The 17,882-nt window shown below is 45.8% G+C and carries 13 protein-coding genes; 6 read left to right on the top strand and 7 right to left on the bottom strand.

Features of this window, described 5'->3' with window-relative positions; genetic code table 11:
• The first annotated feature begins 2 nt into the window (after positions 1-2).
• From ABDW16_RS11700 to ABDW16_RS11680, 5 genes are all read left to right on the top strand, one after another.
• Positions 3-1,100 (top strand): YncE family protein, encoded by a 1,098-nt coding sequence (locus tag ABDW16_RS11700; protein ID WP_343669923.1) that lies wholly within the window; start codon positions 3-5, stop codon positions 1,098-1,100.
• Between the two features lie 3 nt (positions 1,101-1,103).
• On the top strand, positions 1,104-1,916 hold the full coding sequence (locus ABDW16_RS11695; protein ID WP_343669922.1) for a hypothetical protein: 813 nt from the start codon (positions 1,104-1,106) through the stop codon (positions 1,914-1,916).
• Between the two features lie 63 nt (positions 1,917-1,979).
• Entirely contained in the window at positions 1,980-3,083 is a 1,104-nt protein-coding gene (locus ABDW16_RS11690) for a family 20 glycosylhydrolase (RefSeq protein WP_343669921.1), read from the top strand.
• 72 nt (positions 3,084-3,155) lie between these two features.
• Positions 3,156-3,359, top strand: coding sequence for a cold shock domain-containing protein (locus ABDW16_RS11685; protein WP_343669920.1), 204 nt, complete (start codon positions 3,156-3,158; stop codon positions 3,357-3,359).
• Between the two features lie 109 nt (positions 3,360-3,468).
• Entirely contained in the window at positions 3,469-4,545 is a 1,077-nt protein-coding gene (locus ABDW16_RS11680) for an NADH:flavin oxidoreductase/NADH oxidase (protein WP_343669919.1), read from the top strand.
• Positions 4,546-4,583: 38 nt separating this feature from the next.
• Here ABDW16_RS11680 and ABDW16_RS11675 read toward each other — a convergent pair whose 3' ends face one another.
• The 5 genes from ABDW16_RS11675 to ABDW16_RS11655 form a co-directional block, all read right to left on the bottom strand.
• Complete coding sequence (locus tag ABDW16_RS11675; RefSeq protein WP_343669918.1) at positions 4,584-5,027, bottom strand: polymer-forming cytoskeletal protein; 444 nt, start codon at positions 5,025-5,027, stop codon at positions 4,584-4,586.
• 1 nt (position 5,028) lies between these two features.
• Complete coding sequence (locus tag ABDW16_RS11670) at positions 5,029-6,084, bottom strand: ParM/StbA family protein (protein WP_343669917.1); 1,056 nt, start codon at positions 6,082-6,084, stop codon at positions 5,029-5,031.
• Positions 6,085-6,344: 260 nt separating this feature from the next.
• Positions 6,345-7,319 (bottom strand): hypothetical protein, encoded by a 975-nt coding sequence (locus ABDW16_RS11665; protein ID WP_343669916.1) that lies wholly within the window; start codon positions 7,317-7,319, stop codon positions 6,345-6,347.
• Positions 7,320-7,529: 210 nt separating this feature from the next.
• Positions 7,530-9,272, bottom strand: a complete 1,743-nt coding sequence (locus ABDW16_RS11660) for an ATP-binding protein (protein ID WP_343669914.1) — start codon at positions 9,270-9,272, stop codon at positions 7,530-7,532.
• Positions 9,273-9,434: 162 nt separating this feature from the next.
• Positions 9,435-12,035: a M1 family metallopeptidase gene (locus ABDW16_RS11655; protein ID WP_343669912.1), complete on the bottom strand. Its 2,601-nt coding sequence runs from the start codon at positions 12,033-12,035 to the stop codon at positions 9,435-9,437.
• 152 nt (positions 12,036-12,187) lie between these two features.
• Between ABDW16_RS11655 and ABDW16_RS11650 the strand changes: the two genes are divergently transcribed.
• Positions 12,188-13,807: a hypothetical protein gene (locus ABDW16_RS11650; RefSeq protein ID WP_343669911.1), complete on the top strand. Its 1,620-nt coding sequence runs from the start codon at positions 12,188-12,190 to the stop codon at positions 13,805-13,807.
• Positions 13,808-13,888: 81 nt separating this feature from the next.
• On the opposite strand, the gene ABDW16_RS11645 is transcribed toward ABDW16_RS11650, so the two are convergent.
• Positions 13,889-15,685, bottom strand: coding sequence for an ATP-binding protein (locus tag ABDW16_RS11645; protein WP_343669909.1), 1,797 nt, complete (start codon positions 15,683-15,685; stop codon positions 13,889-13,891).
• A 438-nt stretch (positions 15,686-16,123) separates the two neighbouring features.
• Complete coding sequence (locus tag ABDW16_RS11640) at positions 16,124-17,611, bottom strand: reverse transcriptase family protein (RefSeq protein ID WP_343669908.1); 1,488 nt, start codon at positions 17,609-17,611, stop codon at positions 16,124-16,126.
• Positions 17,612-17,882: the final 271 nt, after the last annotated feature.

The raw sequence follows: 17,882 nt of genomic DNA, 5'->3' as shown, positions 1-17,882 counted from the left end.
ATATGAGAAAATGGATCTTCGTTTTACTGGTATTAGGTGCATGTAGAAAGAGTGGTACTGACAGCAGTTCCAGTGAGACTACGCACCTAACGGACGATACGAACCAAAGTTCCTTCTATTTATTAAATGAAGGGAATATGGGATTGAACCAGACCAGCCTTGACTATTTCAACGGGTCGAAAGGAGATTATAAACTGGATATATACGGAGAGATCAACCCTACGATAGTAAAGGAATTGGGAGATGTAGGCAACGATCTGAAAATATATGGCAATAAGCTTTATGCCGTGATCAGCGGATCGGATAGGGTAGAAGTGATGGATAAACACACCGCCAAACACCTGGGTGAGATCAGTGTGCGCAGCTGCAGGTATATTTCCTTTTATAATGGCAAAGCGTATGTGAGTTCTTATGCTGCGGCAAGTGGTAGCACCGATGGATCGGGGTATGTAGCAGAAGTAGACACGGCTACTTTTGAAGTGCTACGCACTGTGACCGTAGGCCGCCAGCCCGAGGAAATGGCGGTGACAGGCAGTAAATTGTATGTTGCAAATTCAGGCGGATATACTTCATCAAATTATGACCGCACGCTGTCAGTAATAGATTTAACTTCTTTTGCAGTAACGAAAACTATTGACGTAGCCATTAACCTGCACCACGTAAAACCTGATGGATATGGTAACCTGTATGTGACTTCCAGGGGAAATTATGCTGATATTCCTTCTAAGCTTTTTATAGTAAGTACCGCCACAAACGCGGTGACAGATTCATTGAATCTTGGTGTAAGCAACCTGGCTATACAAGGCGACTCAGCTTATATTATCAGTGTGCAATGGAGTAATAGTACAGGTGCAAATACCATTAGTTATGGCATTGTGAATGTAAAAACGAAATCAATTGTAAGCAATGGGTTCATTCAGAATCAGGCACTTACCACTCCTTATGGCATAGCTATTGATCCGGTAACGCGGGATATACTCATAACAGACGTGAAGGATTATTTGCTGCCCGGCACATTGTATTGTTTTGATAAGACCGGTGCAAAAAAATGGAGCGTTACAACTGGTAACATTCCCTCAGTGATCACCTTTATTCAATAATGTATGAGGAAGTGGTTATTTATCATATTGGGGTTGGCTGCATGTAAGAAGGACAACACAAATCCTGCTGATAATAGTAGCAAATATATCAGCACCGTATTTGAATACAAACCCGCACCAGGACAGTTTGTGAACACAAGCATAGGCGATGGTGCTGCTGCACAGCAACTGATAGGGAGCACGGAAAATGTGCTCACACTAGGGGCTTTTGGCGGCTATGTAGTATTCGGGTTTGATCATGGGGTATCGAAATTTGGCATTTACAGTAATACCATTGAAAGCCTGTCAGAGCCCGGTGTGGTAATGGTAAGCCGGGATGTAAATGGAAATGGAAAGCCGGATGATGCCTGGTATACCATTAATGGTGATCAATACAGCAGCGCTATAAAAAATTACAAAATCACTTATTACAACCCCGGTGGCTATGCAGATGTAAAGTGGAAAGACAATCAGGGTGACTCAGGCACCGTGGCTATCAATACATATCATACACAGGCGTACTATCCATCCTTCATTACAGCACAGGATTCTGTGTCTTTTACAGGAATTAAATTACCGGCTACCCTGAAGGATAGTTCAGGGGTTTATATCAATGCTGGTTTTGCCTTCGGCTATGCGGATAACTGGACCAGTGATTACAAAACGAATGGGTATAATAGCTTCGATATTGCTGACGCTGTAGATGATAATGGGAATAAAGTAACCTTGTCTTCAATTAACTTCGTAAAGGTATATACAGGTCAGAATAGCAAGGGAAATGGGACGATAGGGGAGATTTCTACAGAAATAAGAGGGGCGATTGATCTGAATATGTAATCCGGAAGTAGCCGTTGGTGTAATTTCTGTTTCAGAGATAAGACTATTTTGTACTTTATCAATATGAAAAACGTCATCTTTTTATCTCTGTTATTCTGCGTTATAGGACATGCTTCCTATTCCCAAATTCAGCCAGACAGCGTATTACCTGTTCGCGGTTTCTGTATCGGCGCACCCTCACCGGCTGGACTGAACGAATTCATTAAATTCATCGACCAGGAACTGGCACCCCGCAAGGTGAATACCCTGATTCTTCGCGTCGACTACAATTACCAGTACGAAAGCCATCCGGAGCTCCGCGGTGGAAACGAATTGTCGAAAGCTGACATCAAAAAGCTGGTAACTGTCTGCAGGAAAAATCACATCCGTTTAATCCCCCAATTCAACCTGTTAGGCCATCAATCCTGGGCTGGCAATGTCTTTAATCTGCTCATAAAATACCCACAGTTTGACGAAACACCCTGGGTAAAAATGCCGGAAAAATACGAATGGCCCAATCCCGACGGACTGTATTGTAAAAGCTATTGTCCGCTGGCCCCCGGTCTCCACAAAGTCGTTTTTGATGTAATTGACGAACTCTGTGACGTATTTGAAACCAATGCCTTTCATGCTGGCATGGACGAGGTATTTTACATAGGAGAGGAGAAATGCCCCCGTTGTGGCGGCAGAGACAAAGCAGAACTCTATGCCGGCGAGGTAACCACCCTGCGCAACCATCTGGCAGAGAAGAACCGCCAGTTATGGATCTGGGGCGATCGCCTGCTGGATGGTAAAACCACCGGCCTGGGCATGTGGGAGGCAAGTATGAACAATACCTACCGCGCCATAGACCTGATTCCCAAAGATGTAATGATCTGCGACTGGCATTACGACCGCCCGGAGAAAACACCCGCCTATTTTGCCATCAAAGGACTCAATGTGATCACCTGCCCCTGGAGAAAACCGGAATTTGCCCAGCAACAGGTAAAAGATATGATCGCTTTCAGAAATGCGGCCACACCCCAGATGAAAGACCGGTATCAGGGCATGATGCAGACCGTGTGGTCCAATGCGGAATCCTTTATGGACGAGTATTATGGCCGAAAAACACCCAAGGATACTTTGGAGAGTGCCAGCCGCTGTTTTAGGGTGATGTACAAGGATATTAATGTGGCACTGAGCAATTAATTGAAAATTAATATTTGGTAAGCGTATCTTAAAGGGTTACCTTTATCCTTTACAAATTTTTAATTTTTTCAAATGAACAACAAATTTCAAGGAACTGTAAAGTTCTTTAACGAGACGAAAGGCTACGGCTTCATTAAGCATGATGAATCCAATAAAGAGACTTTTGTTCACGTAAACGGTTTAATCCATGAGATCCAGGCAGACGACCGCGTGGAGTTCGAAGTGCAGGAAGGTAGAAAAGGATTAAACGCAGTTAACGTTAGACGTATCGACTAAGCTTGCTTTTTCATACACTGAAAGGAATATCCCGGTCCCACAAGGCCGGGATATTTGCTTTTCATAAGGCCTTTCTGCTTAAATTACAGATCAAAAGAAGAGCAATATTATGGCAGCACTATTTACGCCGCTAACGATTGGCGCAGTTACACTAAGAAATAGGATTGTAGTCAGCCCCATGTGCGAGTACAGCTCCACCGATGGTTTTGCCAATGACTGGCACCTTGTACACCTGGGCAGCAGGGCTGTGGGCGGCGCAGGACTGATCCTGACAGAAGCGATCGCCGTATCGCCCGAAGCCCGTATTTCCCCCGCAGACCTGGGTATCTGGAAAGATGAACACATCGAAAAATTAACACAGATCGTAAATTTCCTCCATGCCAATGGTGCCGTAGCCGGTGTTCAGCTGGCTCATGCCGGCAGAAAAGCCAGTACCAGCGAGCCCTGGAAAGGTATGAAACTCGTGCCGGCATCCCAGGGTGGATGGGAAAATATCATGGCCCCCAGCGCCATTCCATTTTCTGAAACCTACGGACAGCCCAAAGCGCTTGATAAAGCAGGAATCGACAAAGTTATCGGCGATTTCAAAGCCGCCGCCGTACGCACCCTCAAAGCAGGCTTTAAAGTGATCGAGATTCACGCCGCCCACGGATACCTCATCCACCAGTTCCTGTCTCCCCTGAGCAATCACCGGACGGATGAATATGGCGGTAGTTTTGAAAACAGGATTCGCCTGCTCACTGAAATAGTCAGGGCCATCCAGCAAGTATGGCCGAAAGAGAATCCCCTGTTAGTACGCATTTCTGCGACCGACTGGGTAGCAGGGGGATGGGATTTGGAGGAAGCCACCAAACTTGCCGGCATCCTGAAAGATGCAGGCGTACATTTGATCGACACCTCCTCTGGCGGGTTAGATACCAGGCAGAAAATCCCGGTAGGCCCGTTATACCAGACAACATTTGCCCAGCATATCAGGAAAGAAACCGGCATCCTGACTGGCGCCGTTGGCCTGATCACCACTGCCGAAGAAGCCGAAATGATCGTGAGTACCGGGAAGGCAGACCTGGTATTCTTAGCACGGGAAATGCTGCGGGATCCTTATTTCCCTATGCACGCGGCACATCAGTTGAAAGATGAGTCGTTTGTATGGCCGGTACAATATGAAAGAGCCAAACCAAGACATTAAGAAAAAGGGCTGTTGCAAAATGCAACAGCCCTATATTTTTAAAACCAACTGGTCGGCTTTTCTTCATCCGCAGGCAAAGGCTGGTCCGGTTCAGGCTCAGTATCTGGTGGAATCGCATTCTCCAGATCATTTACATGTTTTCGGATCGCGCCTTCTATCACAGCTTCTTCTTCCAGCTCCAGGATCAATGCCGTCACATCGCCCTTTATATAGGCTTTATTACTTATAATCGCCTTATTGGTGACATAGATATCACCATAGACTTTGCCGAAGTGGATCAGGTCTGTGGCATACACATTCCCTCTTATACTGGCGGTTTGACCTATGGTCAGCAACCCATCAGTACGTATATCGCCACGAACGGTACCATCTATGCGACCCGGAATCGGAGATTCGATAGCGCCCTGTACGGACACTTCTTTCGGTATCAGGAACATGCCTTTCCGAAAGGCATTTTTGAGTATTTCAATTATTGCAGACACGTCATATTTTTGAAACCGCAGATATATTTTCATCTTCAAACACAGAAATGATAGAGGAGGCATTGCCCAGATCCAGGCCCACACTGCGCTGATGCTTATCATCTGAGATACGCAGGGAGTTATAAAGATAACCTATACTTACAAGGTTCTCCGGATCAGGCGCCACGTCTACAGGAATAAAATCCTTGAATTCTTCCAGGAAGCAATCTGTCAGTTCACGATAATGTGCACCACCACCCATCAGGTAGATTTTGCTACAGGTTTCAAAATCCTGGTCAGTGAAATAGTTGCGCATCAGCGGTGACACCACTTCTTTATAATACTGTTTCAGCAGCGCTTTACGTGTTTCTTTGAGGTCAATACGCTTGCGGTTGGTAAAGATGGAACCCTTCATGAAGGCATCGTCCAGCTGATGCTCATTCTTCATATCCAGGTAATATGTCTTATTCAGCTCACGGGCCAGGTTGTTAATAGCATATTTGATACCGTGAGAACTGAAGCAGGTACGGTTAATTAAACCATCGGCCGTGGCCAGCCCACCTTCGATGGTACCGAAACCAAAGCTCACCGCAATGAAGTTGTCATTCTTTTGCTCATTGAGGGTCTTCTTTAAACCAATAATACCCCCTACAATTTCAGGAATTACCTCAAAGCGTTCAATATCCAGCATCCCTTTTTTGATCGTGCCTTTATTGTTGAAAGTCTGCGTATCATATTCTATCAGGAAATGTCTTTTACTCAGGAATTGTTCTGCTGCTCCTTTGTAAATATTATAGGTAGAAAAGGGGAATCCCATGGTGATAGACAGCGGTTGTTGCACCTTGTCCAATACATTGACCAATGCAGCTTTGAAGAGTATTTCATAATCGTCTTCCTGGGGAGCCGCATTAGTGATACGCCCCGGGTTGATGCCACCTCTTCTGGCAAGGTTTCCAACGATGTACCAGTTATCGTCTTTTTTGATCTTTAAACCATTCAACAGGTCTTTTGAGGAGTTTTCTGTGTTACCATACGCTGACTCGAACACGCTGGGAAAACTGATGGCAGATACTTTCATGATGCAGGATTATATGATTAAAACTTTCTAAAGTTTACAAAATTTTCTACCTGGGCAACCTGGAAACAGGGGAACCAATCGCTACAATAGCGGGAAGGGATTATTATTCCCGCACTACAATGACATTAAATATATAAAATAATATTAAACATATCCTAAAACAAATTCGGATATAACTGAAAATTATTGGTAATCAAGCGGGCAGAGCATAACGAAAACCCGCTTCAGCCCCGGGGCTAAAACGGGTTTTCACAGGGCAGTTACTCAGTTACATAATTGAACTCATATCTTGCTGTGTCATAGATGGACCAGTCCATAAACCCCCTCAGCATGGTGCCCATAGCATCCAGGTGGGTCTGTATGGCGGTATCAATCCTGATCCCAAATGAAGGTAACTGTGCCTTTAATTCATTGAATTGTGCAATCTCCCGGTCGTGGATCCGGGCTGTCTCTTCGATGGCCTGTTCAAGGGAAATGTTCCTTTCGTGTTCAATCACTACCACCAGGTTGTGCTCATCTCCATGCTCCAGCTCTTTGGAGAGCGAAAAAAGGTCGTTTGACCAGCAGATTGTTCTGCGCGCCAGTTCTACCAGGCGCTGGAATTCTTCATTTTGCAGCACAAAAACAGGCAGGTTCTGTTTGGTAGCTACTTCCAGCAGATCTGTAGCCAGGTTGGCCGCCGCAAAATAAGGCCGCATTTTCATGTATTGCAGCATACTCGGATGCCGTTGTGCACGGGAATTTTCTATTTCCCACATCCCCGCCTCAAATACCGCCTTCAGGCTAAGGGTGAACTGGCACTGCCAGGAGGCACTGCTCAACCGGCGCATCTTTTCCCAAAAGTCGCTGAAAGCCGCCATGATCGGGTTTACTGAAACAGGTACCCGCTTGTTGAATCGCAATACATTCACAAATCCCCCAATGATACCCTGTACATAATCCGCAGTTCTATAATCTGCGGTCTCTGAAGAAGCATGGTCCAGCAGATCGTCCATAACAAAAAGCAGGGAGTTCAGGTTGTTGGCTGCGCAAAGAAAATCGTAATCTGCATCCGGATAAGTCCTGCATGTCATCCAGGCAAATTTGTAATTCGCATACTTCTCGTACAATTCCTCCCCAGACAGGAGCTGAAATCGGTGTAGCCAATTGGTAGTGTGCCTGTCTACCCGGTCTACAAATGGACTGATCCTTGACTCAAAAGGACAGTAAAGCTGCGGAACATTAATAGTCTTCATACTTGTGTGTGTTTTATGAGTGAAAGAAAAACTCGCTTGGATTAGTTTCGGGATAGCACTGCGGGAACTCCGCAGCAGCACAAGAGAAGACATTCAAAAGTATAAGTACGGCATTAACGACTATGAGCCTGGCGAAGGCTGAGTAAATGACAGCATATTACGGGTTGTAAACCAATATTATATAACGTGAAGTTACGGGAAGTACAGGGATTAAAACAGGGAGGGGAGTTTGAGGCAGCTGTTGATTTCCTGGGTCAGTAAGTTGAAATCGATGGGTTTTGTAATATATCCGGCTATGCCTGCATTCATGAGAGCGTCTTTGGCTTCCTCAAAAACATCGCCGGTGGTGATGATAACGGGAACATCTTTTAAAGGCGGTATAATGGCTAATTTCTTCAGTAAAGTAAGCGCATCCATATCCGGCAGATGACTGTCGAGCAGTACGATATCAGGTGGCTGCTCCTGCATGATGGTAAGCGCCTGTTGCCCGGTAGATGCAGTCTGTAAATGGCAGCCCAGGCTGGAAAGATAACGCGTCAGGTAAATCTGGCTCATCTGGTCGTCTTCCACAATCATCATGCGGATGTTCGTAAACGAAGGCAGGGGCGGCATTTCCTTCATGACCGGCAGCGCAGGCTTATTGCCTTCAAAGGCTACCAGCGGGAAGGCAATGCAGAACAAAGTACCTTTTCCCGGTGCACTATCCGCCGTAATTGTACCTCCTAGCAAACTTACCAGGTAACGGGCAATGTGGAGCCCCAGCCCGGTCCCGTTCGAGAAATCACTCTTGCCGGAAAAAAACGGATCAAAGATCTTTTCCAGCTGCTCCTTATCCATCCCTTGCCCCGCATCCCTGATGCGGATGTAACAAATGTTCTTTTCAGTAGACACCTGGATGCATACCATGGAATTGTCCGCAGTGAATTTTATAGCATTGAAAAGGATGTTGTTAACGATCTGTGTCAGCTTCACTTTATCACTGTTAATCTGTGCAGGCATCTGCTGTCTGTCATAATCCAGCACGATTTTGACGCCCTTATTTCGTGCAATGTACTGGCTGGTGATCACGATATTGTCAATCCAGTTTTTGACATCAAATGGCTCGCGAAATACTTCATGAATTTTACCTACTTCAATCCTCGACAATTCAAGTACATTATTGATAATTTCCAGTGCATGATAACTGGCTGCACACAAATGCTCTGCCGTAGCACGGATAGGCGCCAGTTCCTGCTGCGATTTACTTTGTATTAATAATAACTGGCTGATTGAATGAATGGCATTCAGCGGCACGCGAATTTCATGATTGGTTTCCCGTACAAATACGCTCTTGTAGTCATTGGCCTTTTCCAGCTTTTCACCTCGTTCTCTCAGCTCCGCCACCAGTATGTCATTCTGGTTAACATAAAATGCGATGATGAGGATATTGAGACTAAATACCACTACGATAGCCGAGAAATGTATGATCCGCTGATTGGTATAGCCAAAGGTCAATGGCGTGATGATGTGCAACTCATCGTTTACCTGTAGCAAGATCACAACCGCTATGGTCAATGCAAGTGATATTGCCCGGTACTTCCTGTCTTTTATAATGAGAAAACTGGTACCTATCAGAAAGATGGCCAGCAGACTCGCTTCTACAACAGCCGATAAAATAATACCAAAATATAAGGTGGCTATATTGGGAATTAACTGGGCCAGGAGAGCGGCAAGATTATATTTCCCTTTGCTGTTGATCCAGATGATCGTGAAGTAAGCTACCCCCTCCAGGGAGGCAGCGACCAGGATTTCTATTTTCCCGGAAATTGCATAAAAGAACCATGCAAAGAAAGTCACCAACAACCCAATAATCAGCGACATCGTATTCACCTTGATGATACGGGTTCGCAGGTCCAGGTCATCCACATCTGACCCTGTGTGTGTAATAGTTGTAAGTGTATCTCTGAAGTGCATTCGCTTTTGGGTTTATTACAGCACGGCTAAACTTGTCCTAATTAGTTGAGCCTGATCAATTTACTGCAATATAACGAACTATAACATACAAAAATCGCTTCCGCCCGGGGGGCAGAAGCGATTCGCGCAAATTAATATATTTACCAGGAGTTGAATGTTAAATTATTTAAACTCGCTGTCACTCAGTCCACTGTTGATTTTTACCTCACTCACCTTGAAATTGATCTGCTGGTTGCCACCAATTGTATTGACAAGTGTGAATGGGAATTTAACCCCGCTAACATCCTTGTAATCACTGAATTCCAGCATACCGGTTACCTGGTCGCCCTGCCTGTTCACGGACTTCACCTTGTAATAAGTAGCTGCATCATAATACAGTTCTATCACTTCACCATCTGGCTCTGTCACGGTTATTTTGTAAGCATCCTTGCCGTTTACCTGGTCCAGGTCGGGAGACAGTGTAACCTTAGCGCCATCGCTCAGGTATTGTCTTTCAGGAATAATTTCCAGGCTGGATTTCAGTGCTTTTTTCATATCTGCATCCACCGGCATCCTGTTTCCCATTTGCTCTGCAATCACGCTGTCGCCATTGATCACCAGGCGGCTGGCATGTGCTCCCATGGCTGCGATGTAGATATCCATGAAGTATTTATCAGGAGATTTGTACTTCTTCACCATAGAGATCTCTGTACCCTGTACGGAGCCCAGGGCAGACATTGACTGATCCTTGATGGCATTCAGTTTGTCAATACCACCGATTGCGGCATAATAACGGTTGATGACATCTGTAGCGGTGGTACCTGCTGCTACTTTACGTACTTCACCCTTCCATACATTGTTAGAAGGATCCACATCAGGTAAGCCTTTGGCAGGATCGATCACCACACCTGTCAGTTTGGTAGTTGAATTATACCTGAACGTCCAGGTACCGGAACGTTGCCAGATTTCTGCAGGCAGGCGTACCGTATCTGTCTTACTATTGCTGTCGGTGATGGCCAATACAACCGGCAGTACCAGCTGATCACGGTTTTCGATGGTAATCAGGGCACCTTTGGCAGGATCGCCGTTTATATATTTCACATCTTTTACCGCCTGGTCCAGTGCCCAGTTTTCCAGGAACCAACCGCGCCAGAACCAGCTCAGGTCTTCACCTGCCGCATTTTCCATGGTACGGAAGAAATCCCATGGAGTAGGGTGCTTGAACGCCCAGCGTTTGATATAAGTACGAAACGCGAATTCAAAACGCTCTTTACCTAAGATATAATCACGCAGAATAGTCAATCCTGCAGCAGGTTTAAAATAAGCTGCCGTACCGAGGTAACTGTTCTGAATCACGTCCGGAATCGTCATGATCGGATCAGTGCCAAACATACCACGGCCGGTATTCTGTACCTGCATAGGAGAGTAGTATTCCCCCTTGTTGAATGCTTCGGTAGAACCCTGGTTGATAAAGGTGTTAAAACCTTCATCCATCCATGCGTATTTACGTTCGTTGCTACCCACAATCATCGGGAACCAGTTGTGACCAAACTCGTGGTCGGTTACCCCCCAAAGACCGGAACCGGTGCTGCGCCAACTACAAAATACAATACCCGGATATTCCATACCACTGATACTGCCTGCTACGTTAGTAGCTACAGGATAGGTAAACTCAAACCATTGCCTGGAATAAAACTCGATACAACCTTTTACAAATTCAGTAGATCTGACCCAGCCATTCGGACGCTTGATCGCCTCTGCCGGATATACTGACTGTGCCAGCGCCTTTCTGCCACTTGGCAGGTTCAAACGTGCCGCATCCCATACAAAGGCCTTGGAAGCAGCCCAGGATACATCTCTCGCATTCTTACACACAAAGTGCCAGGTCAGGTTACCTTTGCGGCTGCCAGAAGGGTTCACGACTTCGCTGCTATCCCGGATCATGACCGTTTTGTCGCTTTTATAAGCCTGCGCCAGGCGTGCCTGTTCTTTGGCAGTGAGTACTTCGGCACTGTTTACCAGTTCGCCGCTACCTACTACCACCAGGCCTGCAGGAGCTGTGATCTTATAGTCGAAGTTGCCATACTCAAGGTAGAACTCTGCTGCACCCTGGTAAGGAATGCTGTTCCAACCCAGTACGTCGTCGTATACTTCCATGCGGGGATACCATTGCGCAATCTCGTACACCCACCCATTCTGGGTAGTGAGGCGCCCCATACGGTCAGTACCGTATTGCGGAATGTCGAAAGCATACTGAATTTTTATTTGTAATGCAGCACCATTGGCAGCCTGTGGCTGAGGCAGGAAAATCTGCATACGTGTATCATTGATCAGGTACTTTACAGCAGTCGATTTACCATTGCTCACTACAGTTACGGATTTGATTTCATCGCCCTTGGTGTAAGTCTTATTGGCAAAACGGCCCCCGGTTACCACAGCAGTAGCACTACCACGGCTATCTTCCCTGAAGATGTTCTGATCCAGCTGTAACCAGAGGAAAGGCAGCTTGTCAGGACTATTGTTAGTATATGTAATCGCTACAGAACCTGTCACCCTGTGCGCACCAGTATCAAGGGTGGCATTGATAGCATAATCCGCCTTATTTTGCCAGTATTTATGGCCGGGAGCACCGGAAGCGCTGCGATACTCATTGCCGTTTGAAGGGTAGAATAGTGGATTAAATGCCGCATGCGGATCGTATTTGGGGGCTTCTGTCTGGGCCATGGCCGGACCCGCCAGACTTGCTCCTAACAGACAAAAAAGTAAGAACTTGTTGCTTCTCATTATATCATTCAATTATTAATAATAATGCATAAATATAGTAAAAGGGCTGAAAGGACAAGTAAAAAAGGATAAAGGGCAAACAATCAGTTTGTTCCAGTTAAACATTTGGGAAATTAATTATACATTTACATCCTTAACCTTTTACTTTACCTATGAGATATATCCGGCAAGGCACCCGCCTTCTTGCCCTGTTATTTGCATCACAACTTTCCGCGCAGGTACCACAGGTACAACTCAGTAATAGCTTTCCCGAACCGGGCGATGGGTTTGATAAAATTCTCCTGCTTGACAATAGCTATACCGCTTATCTACACTTTGATAAGAAAGCAGGTATCATCGTCAACATGTACGACGCTCAGCACAAGGTAACGGCTACGGATACAGTAACCAGTAAACTTTTCGATGTAAACGCACTCAATGACACCGAGATAGATGGTATCTATGAAATAAATAACCAGGTAGTAATTTTCCTGCAGCAACTGGAAAAATTCAAACCACGCCTCTACAGACTGGTACTGGACGGCAAAACCGGTCAGCTGGTAAGAGAAGACCAGTTAGGAGAACTGCCCACTATTCAACACAGGGATGTAGTGGTGCAGGACAACTATGCCTCCCACGACTTCTATGTTGCCAAAGACCCTCACAGTAGTTATTATGCCGTTGCTGCCTTTGCAGGTGGTGAACTGGATCGGAAAGAAGCACCGGGCGAAAGGGTACAGGTTTACCAATATTCACCTGATCATCAGCAGATTGGGCATAGTACTTACTACTTGCCTGCAGCTGATTTCCCTTATCATAGTTTCCTCGACATGACCGTGCACAAAGACCAGGTCTACCTGGTAACGGCGCCGCTGCGCATTCGCAGGAATGTAAAAGATACCGCCTGTATGATAGCCGTTTCCTCCATTCATGATACTGTGGTAAAGCATCAATTGCTGCCATATACCGCCAATATGCAGGATATTCATGCCAATATCCGGTATATTCCTGCTTCTCAGAAGCTGGTACTTTTGCTCACCAGTGCCACCGGCAAGGGCACTAAAACTCCTGGTGTAGATATGGTGCTCAGTTATCTGGACGCCAGTACATTAGAAGAATATCGTCATCAGCCCCTGACCCTGGATAAAATCAGTGCTTATGCCCAGCAACAAATGAAATATACAGGCGCCTATTCCGGTGTACCACAACGCATGTTGACGAATGAGGATGGTAGCATCACCCTGCTGCTGGAAAATATAACCCTGTTCAGTTCCGGCAATGCCAATGCATGGAATAATATGCATACCAATATGAATGATATTGGTATCATGACCCTGGATAGTGCCGGTACTGTGCAATCAGGTATTGCACAAATCAAAATGCAGGTGGCAAACGGGCTCTATGATCCAATGTTCCTGTATCGCAGAATGAAAGGACAATGGATGTTCCGCAACAGGATCCAGGCATTGAATACCACACCATTCCTGTCATTTGACTACCTCACTACGGAACGTGGTAAGTATATCATTTTCAACGATTACCTCCAATACCTGGACCCGGGAGGTGTGTATACGGATAAGAAACCCCTGCGTTATCTCACTGAAGCTAATACCGTTTGTTATAATAATGCCGGTGAAAGATTGTTCCTTTTTGGTACACCTGAAACCTTCAAAGGCTTCTATACCATGCTGGGCGCCAGCGATTTTAAGCAGGATAAAGGGCAGTATGTGACACTATTGATTACGAGAAAGGGAGAGACGAAAACAGCAAATATTGCCTGGGTGCAATTTTAAATAGAAAGGCCGCTCACCATACAGAGCGGCCTTTTTTATGCTGAAAATTGTTTTCACTATATTGGTGAAAACGCCCTCTTTCTATTCTATATATTTCGTGAGTGTGGCATGCAATGCCTTGAACTCAATCGGTTTTACCAGGTATTCATTCGCCCCCGCATTGATCATTTCTTCACTGGCCTCATTAAAAGCATCTCCACTGGCTATAATAACCGGCACATTTTTCAGCACATCATCCTCGCGGATATGCGCAAGTGTATCTTTGCCACTCATGCCCGGTATGTGTGCATCCAAAATGATGATATCCGGTTTGGACGCCCTGCCCAGCAGCATACCTTCCACACCATCACTGGCCAGCATAACCCTGCTACCCAGGCTGCAGAGAAACCGTGACAGTACCATCTGGCTCATTTTGTCGTCTTCAATAATCAGGATGCTGGCAGCATTCAGGTTCAGCATTCTTTCCGGCCATTGTTTCAGATCCTTGCCTGGCAGCATCTCCGCACTTTCCAGCGGCAGGCATACAGTGAAAGTAGTGCCAATGTCTTTCTGGCTCTTTACTTCTATAGTACCACCCATAGCTGCGGCCAGGTGACGGGTGATGTGTAACCCCAGGCCGGTGCCTTCCAGGAAAATATTCCGCTCTGATACGAACGCCTCAAAAATAGTCGCCTGCCTGTCTTCACTGATACCTTCTCCCTGGTCAGTTACGGTAATATACAACCGGCCTCCCTTCGGGAAAATATGAATGGTAACACTGCTTTCTGTCGCGGTAAACTTAATGGCATTTGACAGGAGGTTATTGAGCATCTTAGTGAGCAACAGCTTGTCGAACAGGAGGAATTCCGGTACATCTTCCGAAATATTATACCGGATCCGGACCATTTTTACCCCGGCAATATATTGATGAATATTCACCACATTATCCAGCCATTCCCTGATATCCAAAGAAGAGTTTTGTGCCGTATCTGCCTTACCGGCTTCGATCCGTGAAAACTCCAATACATTGTTAATAATTTCCCTGGTATTGAAACTGGCGGCATACAGGTGATCTGCCAGCAGGCGGATGGGAGCGAGGTTTCTGTCCTGCGCTACCTTGAGCTGTAAGAGCTGACTGATACCAAAGATGGCATTCAGCGGGGTGCGGATCTCATGACTTGTTTCGCGCACAAAAACGGTCTTGGCATCTGTGGCCCTCGCCAGTCTGGCCGTGAGTGCTTCCAGGTCAGCATTGTGCAATCGTACCGTTTCCAGCATTTCCTGCACATGCAGCATTTCCCGGTTGCGCATCCGATCTACATGCTTTACATAAAAGGAAAACACCATCAGGTCCAGGATCAGGATAGATGGAATAGTCGCCCAGCGAATGATGAATTCAATGGGAAAAAAAGCCGCAATATCCAATACGGGGGGATAAAAACCAAAGTACATATTGATTTCACCCGCCATAAAACAGCCAATAGTAATACCGATAGTTACCCTTCTCAGAAAAGGTTGCTGAAATAGCAGTAAGGATAACCCAATCAGGAAAATAAGCAGGAGGTGCACTTCTGTGACCCGGCCCATGACCGCACTGTAATATTGAATGGTCACATTGTGGACGATGATCGTGAGCACGCCGGCGAGGGTATGTTTTCCAACCCCGTTCAGGCAGATGATGGAGACAAAGGCAACGGCTTCTGCAAGGGCCGGCCAAACAAAAATCTGGTTTCCAATCAGATAGTGACAGCAAATACTGAAGGATAAGGACATAACAGCACAGGTCAGACATAGCGTATTCACGATCCGGATAGTTCGCTGTGTGTCTTCAACCTCCTGCAATGAAGTTCCCTTCACGTTACTGCAACCAGTAGTAACGATTCGTTGTAGTAGGTTCATGTACCGATATTTTAAATTAACGGAACATAACATTTTCATAGACTTAACGACAAGTTCCCGGCTTGTACAGAAAATCCAATCAATGTAATGATATCAGAGTTAAGAAGCAGGCAATGAGCTGAAACTGATTAATTTTGGGGCGGATAGCTACAATTGCTTTTACAGTTTAGGTAATAAAAGGAACCCCTTTGTCATACATTTTCATGGCGATTTGTTTTGTGATAACGGAGAAACTACGTTGATTAAGCTTCTTTTTTACAAAAAAACAGAGGACAGTTAGCTTGTGTGATCAACTAAAAAATTAACAGTTGATGACGCAAAATAGTTCAATTGTGATAGGAAATAGTTAATGAGGGGTTAATGGAGGAAAATTGTTGTTTAAACAGGGATGCATCATAGGTTTGATACATCCCCGTTTTTTCTGGCGGAGTGTAGATATTACACCACATTCCACCAATTATTATCGTCTTTTTTGGGCTGATTCTTTTCCGGAGCAGGTGCACCCGTCATCATAGCACGTGCCTGGGCTTTAATATCGTCCCGCTCCAGGAGTAATTTGAGTTTATCTTTCAGTTGGCGGCCGGTTTCAGGTTTTACCATGGCCACATAGTTGGCAAAGCCTTCCATACTGCTGATAATGTTGCCATTGCCCCATTGTTTATTTGCCAACCCTGATACACCAATCTGGTGGAGCAAAGCCCTGAATTGACGAAGGGTTTCCCTGTCCAGGCTCAGTTTTTCATTTACCACAATCCCGGTTACCTCTCTTTTATCGCCCTTGCGCATCACCTTCAATTTATCTGGATGCAGGTGGAAGCCTTCTTCTTTTACAACCTGTTTTACAGACCAGAGCAACTGGCCTATTTTGTCTGCAGGTTCGCCTTTGGTAGAGAAAGTCATATCGTCGGCATATCTGCTATAAGTATACCCAAATCTTTTTGCCAGCCCTTCAAAACGCTTATCCAGTCCATAGCAGATGAGGTTTGTGATGGCCGGACTGCTGGGCGCACCCTGCGGCAGGTGGCGGGGCGTATTGGCCACAAAGTATTCCCTGCCATCCAGGGCTACCTGGTCTACTTCAGGTTCAGTACACAGGAGGCCGAGAATGGTGGCCAGTTGTTCACTGTAACCCAGTTTAATAAAGAGCCCTTTTACACGTTTATATTCGATAGTCGGGAAAAAGTCTTTGAGATCTATATTGATCACCACTTCCTGGCCCACGTGATGAGCAGCATTTGTCACGATAGATTTGCCGGGTACGAACCCATGTGCGGCATCACTGTTTGGTACCTTATAGAGGATATTTTCCAGCACCCAGTACTGCGCTGCTTTCAGTTGTGGCATAGGAGCAGAGATCAATCTGCGGCCACCTGACTTTTTAGGCAGATAAAAGCGTTTGTAATGGGAGATGGTACCTACTTTCCTGTCAAATGCCAGGAAGCGTAGTTTACCAAGGGTAATACCCATGGCAGCGGAGAGCTGTACAGCATCGTGGAGCAATGGGAGGCCGAAGCGTTGTAACTGTTCAGTATTGGAAGTGGTTTTATTTAAGCCTGCAGAAACGTCTTCACCGAGGTAGACGATGGATTTCGTTTTTTCCTCAGCCCAGGCTGCGGCTCGCTGCTGGCGTTTTTCTTCATTCCGTTTTTTGGTCTCAGCACGTTTGGCTTTGGCAGCAGCCATGCGGGCTTTGCGCATGTCGGTGAGCACCCGTTGTTTATTCCTGTATTTGGCTTGTTCGCTGAGGAGTTGGTTCAATTCTCTGCGCAGCTCACCTTCTTTCCGAATAAATGTTTCGGGTACATCAGGTACCTTTTCATTTTTCGCCCAGAAGCCAAGGCGCATCATTTCATCCAGGATTACTTCTTCTTTGGAGGAAGCACGGATCTTATCATATAATTGTTGACGGGTCAAACCTGCTGACATAATTCCAGTTCAGATAAAAATGATGAATGAATGTAAGCAGGGGAGCAGAAGAGAGAGAGAGCAGTTATTTTGTAAAGAGGAAATGGCCTTCGTGCAAGCCTTTGACTAAATCAATCAACTCCAGGGAGGGGCGTACTAGTGGTGAATTTAGGGCCCCTGGGGCGAGTACTGTAAATTCATCACTAGTACGCCCCTCCCAAAGTAAAGATTGCATTTAGTGAAGCATGTATAGTCATGTTACCTGAATGACGAAACATCATTCGTCCCTTTT

The sequence above is a fragment of the Chitinophaga sp. genome, from assembly GCF_039596135.1.
Classification (GTDB): domain Bacteria; phylum Bacteroidota; class Bacteroidia; order Chitinophagales; family Chitinophagaceae; genus Chitinophaga.
This window is presented reverse-complemented; position numbering and strand designations above follow the sequence as displayed.

What these genes read in the sequence shown, in the direction of transcription:
- ABDW16_RS11700 (WP_343669923.1), top strand. Translation starts at nt 3, where the DNA reads ATGAGAAAATGGATCTTCGTTTTACTGGTATTAGGTGCATGTAGAAAG.
- ABDW16_RS11695 (WP_343669922.1), top strand. Translation starts at nt 1,104, where the DNA reads ATGAGGAAGTGGTTATTTATCATATTGGGGTTGGCTGCATGTAAGAAG.
- ABDW16_RS11690 (WP_343669921.1), top strand. Translation starts at nt 1,980, where the DNA reads ATGAAAAACGTCATCTTTTTATCTCTGTTATTCTGCGTTATAGGACAT.
- ABDW16_RS11685 (WP_343669920.1), top strand. Translation starts at nt 3,156, where the DNA reads ATGAACAACAAATTTCAAGGAACTGTAAAGTTCTTTAACGAGACGAAA.
- ABDW16_RS11680 (WP_343669919.1), top strand. Translation starts at nt 3,469, where the DNA reads ATGGCAGCACTATTTACGCCGCTAACGATTGGCGCAGTTACACTAAGA.
- ABDW16_RS11670 (WP_343669917.1), bottom strand. Translation starts at nt 6,084, where the DNA reads ATGAAAGTATCTGCCATCAGTTTTCCCAGCGTGTTCGAGTCAGCGTAT.
- ABDW16_RS11665 (WP_343669916.1), bottom strand. Translation starts at nt 7,319, where the DNA reads ATGAAGACTATTAATGTTCCGCAGCTTTACTGTCCTTTTGAGTCAAGG.
- ABDW16_RS11660 (WP_343669914.1), bottom strand. Translation starts at nt 9,272, where the DNA reads ATGCACTTCAGAGATACACTTACAACTATTACACACACAGGGTCAGAT.
- ABDW16_RS11655 (WP_343669912.1), bottom strand. Translation starts at nt 12,035, where the DNA reads ATGAGAAGCAACAAGTTCTTACTTTTTTGTCTGTTAGGAGCAAGTCTG.
- ABDW16_RS11650 (WP_343669911.1), top strand. Translation starts at nt 12,188, where the DNA reads ATGAGATATATCCGGCAAGGCACCCGCCTTCTTGCCCTGTTATTTGCA.
- ABDW16_RS11645 (WP_343669909.1), bottom strand. Translation starts at nt 15,685, where the DNA reads ATGAACCTACTACAACGAATCGTTACTACTGGTTGCAGTAACGTGAAG.
- ABDW16_RS11640 (WP_343669908.1), bottom strand. Translation starts at nt 17,611, where the DNA reads ATGTCAGCAGGTTTGACCCGTCAACAATTATATGATAAGATCCGTGCT.